13 protein-coding genes and 1 riboswitch are annotated in these 14,179 nt (G+C 70.3%); of the genes, 8 read left to right on the top strand and 5 right to left on the bottom strand.

Features of this window, described 5'->3' with window-relative positions:
• Positions 1-112: 112 nt before the first annotated feature.
• A riboswitch (glycine riboswitch) is annotated at positions 113-219 on the bottom strand.
• Between the two features lie 57 nt (positions 220-276).
• Positions 277-1,461: a MarP family serine protease gene (locus ABS64_RS03050; RefSeq protein WP_292680739.1), complete on the bottom strand. Its 1,185-nt coding sequence runs from the start codon at positions 1,459-1,461 to the stop codon at positions 277-279.
• Positions 1,462-1,611: 150 nt separating this feature from the next.
• Here ABS64_RS03050 and ABS64_RS03045 point away from each other — a divergent pair, with 150 nt between their 5' ends.
• Genes ABS64_RS03045 through ABS64_RS03015 form a run of 7 tightly spaced genes read left to right on the top strand, consistent with a single transcriptional unit; the run spans position 1,612 to position 8,522 of the window.
• Positions 1,612-2,346 carry an NUDIX domain-containing protein gene (locus tag ABS64_RS03045; RefSeq protein ID WP_005053731.1) on the top strand — a complete coding sequence of 245 codons (735 nt, stop codon included), beginning with the start codon at positions 1,612-1,614 and terminating at the stop codon, positions 2,344-2,346.
• Positions 2,343-3,665, top strand: a complete 1,323-nt coding sequence (gene nadA / locus ABS64_RS03040) for a quinolinate synthase NadA (protein ID WP_016464707.1) — start codon at positions 2,343-2,345, stop codon at positions 3,663-3,665. The genes ABS64_RS03045 and nadA overlap by 4 nt, the downstream gene beginning before the upstream one ends.
• 8 nt (positions 3,666-3,673) lie before the next feature.
• The gene (gene nadB / locus ABS64_RS03035) at positions 3,674-5,260 is read left to right on the top strand and encodes an L-aspartate oxidase (protein WP_036284977.1); all 1,587 of its coding nucleotides are present in this window, start codon (positions 3,674-3,676) and stop codon (positions 5,258-5,260) included.
• The gene (gene nadC / locus ABS64_RS03030; RefSeq protein WP_036284967.1) at positions 5,254-6,138 is read left to right on the top strand and encodes a carboxylating nicotinate-nucleotide diphosphorylase; all 885 of its coding nucleotides are present in this window, start codon (positions 5,254-5,256) and stop codon (positions 6,136-6,138) included. Before nadB ends, nadC begins: the two co-directional genes overlap by 7 nt.
• Positions 6,139-6,152: 14 nt before the next feature.
• Positions 6,153-7,331 (top strand): cysteine desulfurase family protein, encoded by a 1,179-nt coding sequence (locus ABS64_RS03025; RefSeq protein WP_036284969.1) that lies wholly within the window; start codon positions 6,153-6,155, stop codon positions 7,329-7,331.
• Positions 7,328-8,296, top strand: coding sequence for a glycosyltransferase (locus ABS64_RS03020; RefSeq protein WP_292680734.1), 969 nt, complete (start codon positions 7,328-7,330; stop codon positions 8,294-8,296). Before ABS64_RS03025 ends, ABS64_RS03020 begins: the two co-directional genes overlap by 4 nt.
• A gap of 25 nt (positions 8,297-8,321) precedes the next feature.
• Positions 8,322-8,522: a hypothetical protein gene (locus tag ABS64_RS03015; RefSeq protein ID WP_036284974.1), complete on the top strand. Its 201-nt coding sequence runs from the start codon at positions 8,322-8,324 to the stop codon at positions 8,520-8,522.
• 6 nt (positions 8,523-8,528) lie between these two features.
• Here the strand turns inward: ABS64_RS03015 and ABS64_RS03010 are convergent, their stop codons facing one another.
• Together ABS64_RS03010 and ABS64_RS03005 are read right to left on the bottom strand one after the other, a co-directional pair.
• Complete coding sequence (locus ABS64_RS03010) at positions 8,529-10,433, bottom strand: ABC transporter ATP-binding protein (protein ID WP_292680940.1); 1,905 nt, start codon at positions 10,431-10,433, stop codon at positions 8,529-8,531.
• 49 nt (positions 10,434-10,482) lie between these two features.
• Entirely contained in the window at positions 10,483-11,136 is a 654-nt protein-coding gene (locus ABS64_RS03005; protein ID WP_005053753.1) for a DUF1345 domain-containing protein, read from the bottom strand.
• A 107-nt stretch (positions 11,137-11,243) separates the two neighbouring features.
• On the opposite strand from ABS64_RS03005, the gene ABS64_RS03000 reads away from it, so the two are divergent.
• The gene (locus ABS64_RS03000) at positions 11,244-12,722 is read left to right on the top strand and encodes a DHA2 family efflux MFS transporter permease subunit (protein ID WP_292680720.1); all 1,479 of its coding nucleotides are present in this window, start codon (positions 11,244-11,246) and stop codon (positions 12,720-12,722) included.
• 53 nt (positions 12,723-12,775) lie between these two features.
• On the opposite strand, the gene ABS64_RS02995 is transcribed toward ABS64_RS03000, so the two are convergent.
• Together ABS64_RS02995 and ABS64_RS02990 are read right to left on the bottom strand one after the other, a co-directional pair.
• Positions 12,776-12,919, bottom strand: coding sequence for a hypothetical protein (locus ABS64_RS02995; protein ID WP_292680717.1), 144 nt, complete (start codon positions 12,917-12,919; stop codon positions 12,776-12,778).
• A gap of 195 nt (positions 12,920-13,114) precedes the next feature.
• A complete protein-coding gene (locus tag ABS64_RS02990) occupies positions 13,115-13,801 on the bottom strand; it encodes an alpha/beta hydrolase (RefSeq protein ID WP_292680715.1) in 687 nt (228 codons plus the stop codon).
• Positions 13,802-14,179: the final 378 nt, after the last annotated feature.

Here is a 14,179-nt window from a genome sequence, read left to right as displayed (position 1 = left end):
GCCGCGAACTCCCCCTCTGTCATCGGCCTGAGAGTTTCGCCGGACCCGCCTGCGCGGAACCGGCTTTCACCGTCGGCGGATCCCCCACTGCGGGATCACTTTCCAGAGCGGCCGGACGCGAGCGGTACGCGGACCTGAGAGATTGGCGGGGAGGCTTGCTCCTTCGGTGCCCGGATCCTCGAGAAACGCTGGATGCCGGGGCTCTCCCGCACACGTCATGCGGCCTGTCTTCAGTTGCCCTGTCAGCATAGCGCCTGGCTCGACGCACATCAGCGGCTAGCGCGTGCAGCGTCCCGATGCGACGGTCGGCGAGTCGGCCGTGACCCGATCCAGCTCCGGGCGCAGCACGGTCGTCGTGGTCGCATAGCCACGCCCTTCGCCGTCCGCGCCGCGGGCGAAGACCACGCCAACGACGTCGCCGGCGGCATCCAGCAGCGGGCCGCCGGAGTTTCCCGGCTGGACGTCGGCCTGCAAGGCGTAGATCTCCCGCGGATTCACCGACGAGTCGTAGATGTCGGGCACGGGCACCGACGACACGGACAGAATCCCCGCCGACACGTTGGTGAACGGGCCGCCGTGCGGGTATCCCTGCACGGCCGCCTGCGTTCCGGCGGCAGCGGGGTCGGCGATGGTGAGCGGGGTCGCCGGCAGGCCGCCGATCGAGAGCACGGCGAGGTCGTTCACCGGATCGAAGAGGACGATGCGCCCCTCTCCCGCACGACCACCGGGCAGTTCCACGACGGGCGTGTCCACTCCCGCAACGACGTGGGCATTCGTCACGACCAGTCCCGGCGCGGCCACGAAGCCCGATCCCGTCATCGAGACCCCGCACGCGTAGGCGGTGCCACTCACCCGGGCCACGGATGCCGCAGCGTTCTGCAGCGCGGGGTCGTCGAGGCTGATCGGCGGATCGGTGGGTGTGACGAGCGCGCCGATCGCCGCCTCCAGCCGCGGCAGGCCGTCCGAGAGCAGCGCACCACGCGCCTGGGCCAGCGCGTCCTGGACCGGCGGCGGCGTGATCGCCTGCAGCGCACCGACGACGCGCGAGGAGGCGACCGCCGACGACACGTAAGGGATGCCCGCGGTCGCAAGCCCCGAGGAGACGAGCACGAGAGCCAACGCGGCGGCCACGGTGGTCAGCACGCCGCCGAGGAAACGCTCGAGTCCGCGCAGTCGCGCGCGGTCGACGCCGCGACGAATCGCCATCCCGATCGCGGTACCGGACGCGGTCCCGACGACGACGAGCACGATCGCGGCGACGGCGAGCGCCGCGGTGCGCCAACCTCCGGAGGGGACGACGGTGGACAGCCACGGGGTCACCAGAGGCAGCAGCCACAGAGCCGCGGCGGCGCCGGCGATCATCCCGATGACGCTGCCGAGGCTGGCGAAGAATCCGCGCGCCAGACCCGACGCGAGGGCGAGGAGCAGCGCCACGACGGCGATGATGTCGACGATCAGCACGGGGAACCTCCGCGCACACCGTAACGCGTACGGCTCCGCGATTCCTGCACGAATGCTGCCGGTCGAGCGCGATCGGGGTTTTCGGCGGCGGCGCGGGTTTGCCCTTCAAGTCCAGATGACTCTAAGATCGTCTGCGAGGTTATGGTCATCATGACAAGAACAAGCGCCCCGACCGACACGATCCGTGTCGCCGTCTCGACGGTCATCTTCAGCCTGCGCAGCGACGAGTCGGGACGCCTCGCCGTCGTGCTGCCGCTGGTTCGTCGCACGCGCGATCCGCACGAGGGACTCTGGGCCCTTCCGGGAGGCTGGCTGGATGCCGCCGAGAACCTCGAAGCTGCAGCCTCACGAACCCTGGCCGAGACGACCGGCCTCGCCCCGAGCTACCTCGAACAGCTCTACGCGTTCGGCGACGTCGGCCGCGCCCCGGGTCGCGTCGTGTCCATCGTCTACTGGGCGCTGCTGCGCGAAGGCGCCCAGCTTCCCGCGGACGCCCACAACGTGAGGTGGTTCGACGCGGCGCATCTGCCGGCCCTGGCCTTCGACCACAACCACATCGTCGACTACGCGCTGTGGCGTCTGCGCAACAAAGTCGGCTACAGCCGCATCGCCCACGGGCTGCTGCCCGAACTGTTCACCCTGTCTGATCTGCGCGAGGTGTACGAGGCGATCCTCGAACGCGACCTGGACCCCGCGAACTTCCGCCGGCAGGTGGAGAACTCGGGGACGCTGATCCCCACCGACGCGTTTCGCACCGGCAGCCACCGGCCGGCGCGTCTCTACCGCTACAACCACGACGTGGAGCTCGCCGAACGCGGGCCCCTGCCACCCGGCGCGGTCGCCGACGCCGCACCATCCGTCCTTCCCGAAGAGGTCACGATATGAGCGCCACCTTCCTCACCCTCCAACCGCGCCCCGACGGCGAGGTCGACCCCAGCGTCGACCACGCCGTCCAGGCCATCGTCGCCGGCGCGTCGACGGCCGAGACCTGCAACACCGATCTCGCGGCGGGACCGTGGGCCTTCGACGCGCGCCCCGGATACGGACCCGGCTCGTCGATGGGCGACGTGATCCCCACCGGGGCGCCCCGTCAGGGCGAACTTCCGGCGGAGTACCGCACGGCATCCGAAGACGAGCTGCACGCCCGTATCCGCGCCGCGAAGGCGACCCTCGGCGAACGCGTCGTCGTGCTCGGCCACTTCTATCAGCGCGAGGAGGTGGTCACGCACGCCGACTATGTCGGGGACTCGTTCCAGCTCGCGAACGCGGCGCTGGAGCACCCCGACGCGGACGCCATCGTGTTCTGCGGCGTGCACTTCATGGCTGAGACGGCGGATCTGCTCTCCCGCCCCGAGCAGGCCGTGATCCTCCCCAACCTCGCCGCCGGCTGCTCGATGGCCGATATGGCCTCCATCGACGAGGTGGAGGAGTGCTGGGAGCAGCTCGAAGACGTCTACGGCGATCTGACCGCCGCTGATGCCGACGGGCGTGTCCCGGTGATCCCGGTCACATACATGAACTCCTCGGCGGCGATCAAGGGCTTCGTCGGGCGGCACGGCGGCATCGTCTGCACCTCGTCGAACGCGCGCACCGTGCTGGAATGGGCGTTCGCCCGCGGGCGCCGGGTGCTGTTCTTCCCCGATCAGCACCTCGGTCGCAACACGGCGAAGGCGATGGGCGTGCCCCTGGCGCAGATGCCCATGTGGAATCCCCGCAAGCCTCTCGGCGGCTCGAGCGCCGACGAGCTGGACAGCGCCCGGGTGATCCTCTGGCACGGGTTCTGCTCGGTGCACCGCCGGTTCACGGTCGACCAGATCGACAAGGCCCGCGCCGAGCACCCCGGCGTGCGCGTGATCGTCCACCCGGAGTGCCCCATGGCCGTCGTCGACGCGGCCGACGAGGCGGGATCGACCGACTACATCCGCAAGGCCATCGCCGCCGCCACCGAGCCGACGACGTTCGCGATCGGCACCGAGATCAACCTCGTGCAGCGTCTCGCGGCGCAGTTCCCCCAGCACGAGATCTTCTGCCTCGACCCGGTGGTGTGCCCCTGCTCCACGATGTACCGCATCCACCCCGGCTACCTCGCCTGGGTGCTCGAGCGCCTCGTCGCCGGCGACGTCGTGAACCGCATCACGGTGCCCGCCGACGTCGCCGACCCCGCACGCGTCGCCCTCGAGCGGATGCTGGTGGCCAAGCCGTGAGCGTCGACGTGCCTGACGTCGTCGTGGTCGGCTCGGGGATCGCGGGGCTCACCGCGGCGCTGCACGCCGCGGCATCCGGATGCCGGGTGACCCTCGTCACGAAGGACGTGCTCGAACACGCCAACACGCGCTACGCCCAGGGCGGCATCGCAGGCGTCATGTTCGACGACGACAGTGCCGCCGCGCACGAGCACGACACTCTCGTCGCGGGGGCCGGGCTCAGTGATCCCGCCGCCGTGCGCGTCCTGGTGAGCGAAGGGCCCGAGCGCATCCGTGAACTCATCGAGCTCGGCGTCGCGTTCGACCGCGGCAGCGATGGCGCTCTCGTGAAGGGACTGGAGGCCGCGCACTCCTACCCGCGGGTGCTCCACGCAGGGGGCGACGCGACCGGGAGCGTGATCGAGAAGGCGCTCGTTGCACGCGTGCGCGCCAGCGGGGCCCGCGTCATCGAGCACGCCTTCCTCGTCGATCTGATCCTCGACAGCGACGGTCGCGCGTGCGGCGTCGACCTCCTGGTCGGCGACACGCGGCGCGATCGGATCCCGGCGGATGCCGTCGTGCTGGCGACCGGGGGTGTCGGTCAGCTCTACGCGCACACCACCAACCCCGCCGTCGCCACCGGCGACGGCATCGCCGCGGCCGTGCGTGCCGGCGCGAGCGTCTGCGACCTGGAGTTCGTGCAGTTCCATCCCACCGTCCTGTCCGTCGAGGGCACGGAACCCTTCCTCGTCTCGGAAGCCGTGCGCGGCGAAGGGGCGGTCCTGCGCGACCAGGAGGGGCGGCGTTTCATGCTCGACCTCCACCCCGACGCCGAGCTCGCACCCCGCGACGTGGTCGCCCGCGCGATCGCCGCGGTGATGGAGGGCCAGGGCGGCGAGCCGGTGCTCCTCGACGCGACCGGCCTGGGCCTGGACACCGCCGCGACAGGATCGGCGCGCAAGAGGGCCGGCGCCTTCCTTCGGCGCCGGTTCCCCACGATCGACGCCGCCGTGCGAGAGCGCGGGCTGGACTGGTCGCAGGAGCCGATTCCGGTGACGCCGGCCGCGCACTATCTGATGGGGGGCGTGGTCACCGACCTCCAGGGGCGCACGAGCGTCGCGGGACTGTATGCGGTGGGCGAGGTCGCGCGCACCGGCGTGCACGGCGCGAACCGGCTCGCCTCGAACTCGCTGCTGGAGGGAGCCGTGTTCGGCGCACGTGCCGGTGACGCGATCGTCGGCGACACCGCGTCCGGTGCGTGGCCCGTCACCGCGCCGTCCGCTGCGGCGACCGCCCCGGCGGGAGATTTCGCCGCAGCGGCGGCGGCGTGGCATCGAGCTGCGCTGCAGGAGCTGATGTGGGCGCACGCGGGGCTCGTCCGTGATGCGGTGGGTCTGCGCCACGCCGCCGCCGTGATCGGCAGCTGGCGGGTCGGGCAGCGCACGCCGCGGACGGAGGCGGAGTTCGAAGATGCCAACCTGCTCCTGGTGGCCGCCTGCCTGGTGGATGCCGCGCTCGCCCGCACCGCATCGGTGGGCGCGCACGCGCGCCGCGACGAGGATGCGTCCGCGCCATCCGCCCCGGCGCGACGCGAGCTTCAGGGGTCGGCATGCTGACCGCACGCCAGATCGAGCGCGTCGTCATCGCCGCTCTCGAGGAGGACGCGCCGTGGGGTGACGTCACCAGCGACTATCTGATCCCGGCCGATGCCGTCGCGACGGCAGACCTGGTCGCACGAGAGGCCGGCGTGTTCAGCGGCGGCGACGTCTTCGCGGCGGCGTTCGCCCTCACCGACCCCGCCACCGCCGTCACCGTGGCGACTGCCGATGGCGCGGCCTTCGGCGCAGGAGATGTGCTCGCGACCGTCAGTGGGCCGGCACGCGGCGTCCTGACGGCCGAACGGGTGGGTCTCAACCTCGTGCAGCGCATGAGCGGCATCGCCACCCTCACCGCGCGCTACGTCGACGCGGTCGCCGGCACCGGCGCGCGGATAGCCGATACCCGCAAGACGACTCCGGGGCTGCGGGCGCTCGAACGCCACGCTGTCCGCAGCGGCGGCGGTCACAACCACCGCTACTCGCTGTCGGACGCCGTGATGGCCAAGGACAATCACCTCGCGGTGCTGACCGCCGACGGCGGCGATCTGACGACCGCACTGCGTCGCGCATTGTCCGCCCTGCCCCACACGACCCACGTCGAGGTGGAGGTCGACCGGCTGGAGCAGATCGAACCCGTCCTCGCCGCCGGCGGCGGCGCCGCGCGCATCGGCACGATCATGCTCGACAACTTCGCGCTCGACGACCTCCGCGCCGGGGTCGCACTCATCGCCGGACGCGCCACGGTCGAGGCGTCGGGCGGAGTGAGCCTGGACACCGTGTCCGAGATCGCGGCTACGGGCGTCGACGTGATCTCCGTCGGAGCCCTGACGCATTCCGCCCGTGCCCTCGATCTGGGCCTGGACGCCCGCGTCGCGAGCAACGGCGGCGGTGCCTGACCCGCGAGGAAGCGATGTTCTATCTCGATCACGCTGCCACCACCCCGGTACGTCCCGACGTGGTCCAGGCGATGCTGCCCTACCTCGGCGATCGGTTCGGTAATCCGTCCAGCCACCACACGGTCGGTGAGGCCGCGGCATCCGTCCTCTCGGATGCGCGACGGCGCGTCGCCGCCGTGTTCGGCATGCGCCCCGCCGACATCGTCTTCACCTCGGGTGGCACCGAAGCGGACAACCTGGCGGTGAAGGGCATCACGATCGGCACGGCGCTGCATCGCGGCGGAGGCCGAAGCGCTCCGATGCACGTGATCACCACGCCCATCGAGCATGAAGCCGTCCTCGCCTCCTGCGGGTACCTGGAGCGTGTGCACGGCGCGACCATCACCCGGCTGCCCGTGGACGCGACGGGCCTCGTCGCGCCCGCGGACATCGCCGCGGCGCTTCGCCCCGAGACCGCGCTCGTGTCGGTCGGCTACGCGAACAACGAGGTCGGCACGGTTCAGGATCTGGGCGCGATCGCCGCGGTGACGCGCGCGGCCGGCGTCGCGCTGCACGTCGACGCCGTACAGGCGGCGGGCTGGCTGCCGCTGGCCGACACCGGAGCCGATGCGATCTCGGTCGCCGGACACAAGATCGGGGCTCCCCCGGGCATCGGCGTGCTCGCGATCCGAGGCCGCGTGCCTCTGGAACCGTTGCTCCACGGCGGCGGCCAGGAGCGCGAGCGGCGCAGCGGCACCGAGAACGTCGCCGGCGCGGTCGCGATCGCAACCGCCCTGGAGATCGCGGAGCGCGAGCGCCTCGCCGCAGCGGCACGCGTCGGCGCGCTGCGCGACCGCTTCACCGCCCGCGTGCTGGCCCTCGTCCCCTCCTCGCAGCTCACCGGTCACCCCGTGCGTCGCCTGCCCTCCTTGGCCAGTTTCACCTTCGCGGGAACCAGCGGCGAGTCGGTGCTGCTCGAGCTCGAACGCCGTGGCGTCGTCTCCTCCAGCGGCTCCGCGTGCGCCGCCGGAAGCGACGAGCCGTCCCATGTGCTGCTCGCGCTGGGCATCACCCCGGAGCTCGCCCAGACCGCCGTGCGCTTCAGTTTCGGCCATGACTTCGGGGCCGGCGACGAGGAGCGGGCCGCAGCGCTGCTCGATGCCGCCGCGGACGCGGTCGCCGCATCGGTGACGGCGGTACGATCGGGGCCGTGAGCACACCCGTCGTCACCGTCACCGTCATCGTCCCCGGACGCGACGTCGCCGCCTACGCGCACGAGGCCGTGGACTCCCTCCGCGCCCAAACGCTCACGAGCTGGCGCGCCATCTTGGTCGACGACGGATCCCTCGATGCGACCGGGGAGGTCTTTGCGGCGGCGGCGGCATCCGACGATCGTTTCCATGTCGTCAGCCATCCCGTCGCGCGCGGGCTGTCGGCTGCCCGCAACACCGGACTGGATCTCGTCGAGACACCGTTCGTCGGATTCCTGGATGCCGACGATGTGCTCACCCCGCGCGCACTGGAGCGCTTCGTCGACACGCTGACACGATCGGGCAGCGATGTCGTCGTGGGCGCATATGTCCGGCTGCGCGCCGACGAGGCGGGCGTCTACCGTCCCGGTCCCGTGCAGCCGTGGGTTCGCGCCGCCACCGATCCGCCACGTCTCGCGACGACGCTGGCGGCGCATCCCCAGGTTTCCGGCAACATCGTGGCGTGGTCGAAGCTCAGCCGGGTGGAGCTGTGGCGGCGGACGGGCCTGCGCTTTCCCGAGGGCAAGCTCTACGAAGATCAGCTGGTCGCGCAACGCCTCTACACGGCCGCGCGCGCCATCGACGTCATCCCCGACGTCGTCGTCCACTGGCGAGAGCGCGCGGACGGCTCATCGATCACGCAGAACAAGAATCTGCTCCCCGTGCTCGTGGACTATCTCGACGCGCTCAGCGGAGGCATCGCCGTGCTCGACGGCGCCGGCCAGCGCGCCGCCGTCCGTGCCCGCATCCGTCTCATTCTGGAGATGGACGTCCCTCCGCTCGTTCGCATCGCGCAAGACAGCCCCGACGACGCCTACCGACGCACGCTCGGCACGTTCATCCGCGCCCTCCACGACCGTGCGGGTGCCGAGTCCATCGAACTCGACCACGCCGCGGCCCGGTTGCGCAGCGCGGCTGAACTGTGGTGAGACGAGCCGGAGATATGCTGAGCGGATGACCGATTCCGACGCCGCTCACCTCCCCGATCGTCCTACGGGTCCCGATCTCGCCGCGATCCGTGCCGAGATCGACGAGCTCGCGGCCCTCTCCACGGAGGAGCTCGTCAACCCGAAGCCGAAGGCGATCGCCGAGAACGAGCCGATCCCGGCCCCCACGGACGCGATCGGGTCCGAAGACGGGAACAAGCCGGCCTGAGCTCTTTCAGGCCTGTTCGCGCGCCTGCGCCTCCATGCCCGCGATCGTCGCGGCCGCCATCTGCTCGAGCGCCAGCTCGGCGTAGAGCCCACCCTGGGCCAGCAGTTCACTGTGGGTCCCGGACTCCACGATGCGCCCCGCCTCGACGACGTGGATGACGTCGGCGCCGACGACGGTCGACAGTCGGTGCGCGATCGAGATGGTGGTGCGCCCGCGCGCCACATTGTCCAGCGCTTCCTGCACGACCCGTTCCGAGACGGTGTCCAAAGCCGACGTGGCCTCGTCCAGCAGCAGCACCGGTGGATCCTTCAGCAGTACGCGCGCGATCGCGATCCGCTGCTTCTCGCCGCCCGAGAGCCGATAGCCGCGCTCGCCGACGACCGTGTCGTAGCCGTGCTCGAAGCTCGCGATGGCGTGGTGGATGTTCGCCGCCGTGCACGCCGCGACGAGCTCCTCGTCGGTGGCATCGGGCTTCGCGTAGCGGAGGTTGTCGGCGATGGTGGCGTGGAACAGGTAGGTCTCCTGTGACACGATGCCGACGTTCTCCACGATCGAGTCCTGGGTGAGTCCCCGCACATCCCGCCCGGCGAAGACGACGGCGCCCTCGGACGCTTCGTACAGACGCGGAGCAAGGTAGACGATGGTGGTCTTGCCCGCGCCGGACGGCCCCACGAAAGCGATGTGCTGGCCGGGCTCGGCGACGAAGGACACTCCGTCGAGAGTCGGGCGGGTGTCGCCCGCGGCATCCGGATAGCGGAAGACGACGTCGCGGAACTCGACCCGTCCGATCGGCCCGGGGGCCCGCGCGACGTCGATCGCGTCGGGAGCGTCGACGATGGCCGGCGTCAAGTCGAGGTACTCGAAGATGCGCGCGAACAGGGCCCGGGAGGTCTGCAGATCCAGCGCCACACGCATCAGCCCCATGAGCGGTTGGAGCAGGCGCGCCTGCACCGTGGTGAAGGCGACGACGGCGCCGGCCGTGATCGCGCCGGTACCGCCCGCGATGAGGTAGCCCGACAGCAGATAGATGACGGCGGGCACCGAGGCCATGATGACCTGCACGACGGCGAAGAAGCCCTGTCCGCTCATGGCCCGGCGCACCTGCAGACGCACCTGGTTGAGGTTCTCTGCGCGGTAGCGCTCCGACTCCGCCCGTTGGCGGTTGAAGGCCTTGGACAGAAGGATGCCGCTGACCGACAGCGTTTCCTGGGTGATGCTGGTCAACTCGCTGAGCGACTCCTGCGTCTGCCCCGCGATACGGGCCCGCACCTGCCCCACCCGCCTCTGCACGAGCACGAGCGCGGGCATCATGATCACGGCGATGATGGTCAGCCGCCAGTCGATCAGGATCATGGCGACGAGGGCGGAGATCACGGTCACCGTGTTGCCGAGGATGCTGGTGATGGTGTTGGTCAAGACGTCCGAGACGCCGCCGACGTCGTTCTGCAGCCGCGACTGGATGACCCCGGTCTTCGTCCGGGTGAAGAAGCCCAGCTCCATCGCCTGCAGGTGATCGAACAGGCGGACCCGGAGGTCTCCCGTCACACGATTGCCGACCGTCGAAGTGAGCCAGGTCTGGGTGACACCGAGCACCGCGGAGAACAGGAACAGCCCGATCATGGTGAGCACCAACCGCAACAGGAGCGCGAGATCGGGAGGCGCACCGTCTGTGGGAAACAGCGCGTCGTCGAAGATGCGCTGCACGATGAGGGGCGGGACGACACCGATCGCCGCGCCGACGACGACCATCACCGCCGTCACCAGAATGCGCACACGGTAGGGGCGGAACAGGGCGACGACCCGAGCACCCAGGTTCGGGATCGCCGGGGCCTGTGCGTTCAGTCGCCGTTGCGCGCCTTCGTCCACGCCGCGGAAGGCCGCCGGACGACCACCCGGCCCCATTCCCCCCATGCCCATACTCACCGGGTCACTCTAACCCCGTGCCGGAGGGGGCGGCGGCTCAGCCGAGGCCGGCGACGAGATTGATCACCGATGCCAGGATGACGGCCCCGAACAGGTAGGCCAGCAGCGTCTGCGCGACGATGATGCGCCGGATCTCATTCGCGGACACATTCGTGTCGGACACCTGGTAGGTCATCCCCAGGCCGACCGAGAAGTAGCCGAAGTCGGAGTACGTCGGCGCATCGTCCTGATTGAAGTCGATGCCACCCGCCATCCCCGCGGCGACGCGTCCGTAGTAGACGCGCGCATAGCGCAGCATGTAGTCGACCTGGATGAGCGCCCACGAGCTCACCACGGCCGCGATCGCCACCCCCGCGACGAGGAACGCGCGGGCGTGGCCGCTGCTCCCACTCCCGATCAGCACCGCGACCACGCCGCCGAGGCTCGCGACGCTGCCCGCGAGTGCGATCAGGCGCGCGACCGGCCGGCCCGGGTCGACGCTCGTCGTGTGCGAGCGCGTCTGCTCGGCATCCATCGGCCAGACCACGCTCAGCAGCCACACCACGTTGGTCGCGGCCACGACGGCCCATCCGGCGAGAAGACCGACGGAGAGCCCGGCACCGACCGACGCGACGACGGCGACCACGGCCCCGACGGAGAGGGAGAGGGGGCCGCGGACGGCCACCCGCGACGGATGACGACGAAAGCTCATGCCTCGATGCTCCCACCGCGACCGGGAATGCCGTGTCCGACCCTCCCGTTACAGTGGACAGTCGCCCCGCCCGCCGGGAACGCGTCCCGACGACACCCAGGAGCCCGATGACCTCTCCCGACACCGCCACCACGCCTGATGCGCCCACGCAGGTCGGAGCCAAGGAGAACCGCGTCATCTGGTTGCTGCTGGCCGCCGCGTTCGTGGCCATCCTGAACGAGACGACGATGGGCGTCGCGATCCCGCACCTGATCGGCGACCTCGGCATCACCGCGGTGGCCGCGCAGTGGCTGACCACCGCGTTCATGCTGACGATGGCGGTCGTGATCCCCACCACGGGTTTTCTGCTGCGGCGATTCACGACGCGGGCGATGTTCGCGACGGCGATGGGTCTGTTCTCCGCGGGCACGCTGATCGCGCTGATCGCCCCGGGCTTCGAAGTGCTCGTCGCGGCCCGTGTCGTCCAGGCGTCGGGAACGGCCATCATGATGCCCCTGCTCATGACGACGCTCATGACTGTCGTCCCGCCGCACCTGCGGGGGCGGATGATGGGCCGTGTCAGCGTGGTGATCTCGCTGGCCCCCGCCATCGGACCGACGATGGCGGGCATCGTCCTCGACAATCTCACCTGGCGGTGGATCTTCGCGATCGTCCTTCCCATCGCACTGGTGGCCCTGGTCGTGGGCGTGCGCTGGATCCACAACCTGGGTGAGAGCACCCACACGCCGATCGACATCCTTTCCGTGGCGCTGTCTGCCGTCGGGTTCGGCGGTGTCGTCTTCGGGCTCAGCCAGATCGGCGGACATGGCTCGGATCTCGCCGCCGCGGAGGCGGCGACCACGACTCTCGTCGTCGCGCTGGGCATCGGACTCGTCGCCCTCGGCCTGTTTGCCTGGCGTCAGCTGATGCTCCAGAAGCGCGATGAGGCGCTCCTGGATCTGCGGATCTTCCGCTCGGGCAACTTCTCCCTTTCGGTCGCGCATTTCGCGGTGATGTCGCTGGCATTCTTCGGGACGCTGACCGCTCTCCCGCTGTACCTGCAGAACACGCTGGGGCTGTCGGCGAGTGCGTCCGGTCTCGTCGTCCTGCCGGGCGCACTTGCGATGGGTCTTCTCGGCCCGGTCATCGGGCGCATCTACGATCGCTGGGGCACCCGCGTGCTTCTGCTTCCCGGCACCATCGTCGTGCTGACGATCCTGTGGAGCTTCACGCTCCTCACCGAATCGACCCCCGGGTGGATCCTCGTCGTCACTCAGACGCTGTTGTCGATCGGGCTGGCGATGTCGTTCACACCCTTGTTCACGGCATCCTTGGGCTCGCTGGAGCCGCGGTTCTACTCCTACGGCAGCGCGATGGTCTCGACCATCCAGCAGGTCGCCGGTGCGGCCGGGATCGCCCTGCTGATCTCTGTGATGTCGTCTGCGGCTGCGGCGGCGGCGCGGAGCGGAGTGGCCGAGGCGCCCGCCGGAGCTGCAGGCGCACGAGCGGCGTTCCTGCTCGCGGCGATTATCGGGACGCCCCTGTTGATCAGTGCTTTCCTCATCAGAAAGCCGGATGACGTACCGGACGGGCCACCCGCGCACTGAGCGAGCTGACGCGCGCCGACCCTGCGCGAATCGGACGGCAGAGCTCGGGACGTTCAGCCGATACTGCAGGACCCGCCACCGCAGCACGATGCGGATGCGTCGACGCTCGCGTCCACGAGCGGAAGAAGCATGATGGCACCCTGAGCGCTCGAAGCGTCGTCGTCGACAGCGACCTGGGGCTGGTGAGAGGTGGTCATCCGTCGATCATACGTCGCTGTCGCGACGAGCGGCCTCGAGGACGGCGAACTGACCGCACCCTGGCAGGCGGTGACGGATACCGGGTCACGGCGGTGATGATCTCCCCCGCCGACCAGGCCGCGTTCACGGGAAAGCTCGTCGAGGAGATCGGCGATGGGCAGCACGACGGCCCGACCGCCTGAGCGGGACGGCTCTCAGTCCCAGTCGAGGTGGTCCTCGATGAACCACGACGTCTCGCCGGGGTGGGTCAGGGGAAAGAAGTGGCCGGCGCCGTCGACCGCTTTCACGCTGACCAGCCCCGGCGCGGCGTCACGCAGCGACTCTCCGCCCTCGACCGGCGTGACGCGGTCCGCGGATCCCTGGACGACGAGCACGGGCGTGGCATCCGCGACGGGCTGCCAGGCCGCGCCGTCCGTCGCCGCGAGCGCATCCGCCTGCATCTGACGCACATCGGTCTGCGGCGAGAACGAGTCCCCGAACACGGCGCGTACCTCCGCGTCGAAATCCTCACCGTACGGAGCGTCACGCGTGACACCCAGCAGCAGCACCCCGCTCACTCGTTCGTGATGGTCGATCGCGACGGTCCGCGCGACAGCGCCGCCGAATCCGTGCCCGCCGATCCATGCCTCCGAGATGCCCAGGTGCTCCAGGACGTCGACCACGTCCTGGGCGAGCTCGTGCAACGTCTGCGCGTCGGAGCGTCGCGCGGCGATGCGCACCACCCGGAAGTCCTCTTCGACGAGGATGCTCGCCAGAGCGCCGAAGTAGGCGAAGTCCAGCCCCGCCTCAGGCAGCAGGACGATGGCGGGGCCGGTGCCCTCATCGAGGTAGCTGATGTCGCGAACGTCGGCATCGAAGATCTGTCGAAGGTTCTCGGTCACGATCCTCCATCCTAGGCGGCGGCGAGTATGCACGGAGCATCTCCGTCCCCGCGAGGATGCCTAAGCTGGAACGGTGACGTATCCCACGGCACGGTGGTGCCGCAACCGGCGAGGGAGCGCCCTGTGCACGCGAGCGTCCGGGCATGCGGGACTGCACAACCGCGTCGGCACGTCGCAGATGTGGTCGGACGTCGACGCCGACCCGCCGACGTGCCCGGCCTCCGGTACCGAGGCCATCAGCGCGCCACGCCTGGCAGACGACTCCCCCGCCGCCGGTTTTCGGGCTCTTCGCAGTTGACGGTGTAGACGTCCGGGCCGCGTCGCTGTCGGGATAGGGGTCGAGGTCTTCCAGGATGGAAGTTCCTACGCTCACCGTCC

Source organism: Microbacterium sp. SCN 69-37, assembly GCF_001724435.1.
GTDB lineage: Bacteria > Actinomycetota > Actinomycetes > Actinomycetales > Microbacteriaceae > Microbacterium > Microbacterium laevaniformans.
Note: the sequence above shows the minus strand (reverse complement) of the source record. Positions and strands in the feature narration are given on the sequence as shown.

What these genes read in the sequence shown, in the direction of transcription:
- ABS64_RS02995 (WP_292680717.1), bottom strand. Translation starts at nt 12,919, where the DNA reads ATGACCACCTCTCACCAGCCCCAGGTCGCTGTCGACGACGACGCTTCG.
- ABS64_RS03005 (WP_005053753.1), bottom strand. Translation starts at nt 11,136, where the DNA reads ATGAGCTTTCGTCGTCATCCGTCGCGGGTGGCCGTCCGCGGCCCCCTC.
- ABS64_RS03000 (WP_292680720.1), top strand. Translation starts at nt 11,244, where the DNA reads ATGACCTCTCCCGACACCGCCACCACGCCTGATGCGCCCACGCAGGTC.
- ABS64_RS03025 (WP_036284969.1), top strand. Translation starts at nt 6,153, where the DNA reads ATGTTCTATCTCGATCACGCTGCCACCACCCCGGTACGTCCCGACGTG.
- ABS64_RS03045 (WP_005053731.1), top strand. Translation starts at nt 1,612, where the DNA reads ATGACAAGAACAAGCGCCCCGACCGACACGATCCGTGTCGCCGTCTCG.
- nadA (WP_016464707.1), top strand. Translation starts at nt 2,343, where the DNA reads ATGAGCGCCACCTTCCTCACCCTCCAACCGCGCCCCGACGGCGAGGTC.
- ABS64_RS03015 (WP_036284974.1), top strand. Translation starts at nt 8,322, where the DNA reads ATGACCGATTCCGACGCCGCTCACCTCCCCGATCGTCCTACGGGTCCC.
- nadC (WP_036284967.1), top strand. Translation starts at nt 5,254, where the DNA reads ATGCTGACCGCACGCCAGATCGAGCGCGTCGTCATCGCCGCTCTCGAG.
- ABS64_RS03010 (WP_292680940.1), bottom strand. Translation starts at nt 10,433, where the DNA reads ATGGGGGGAATGGGGCCGGGTGGTCGTCCGGCGGCCTTCCGCGGCGTG.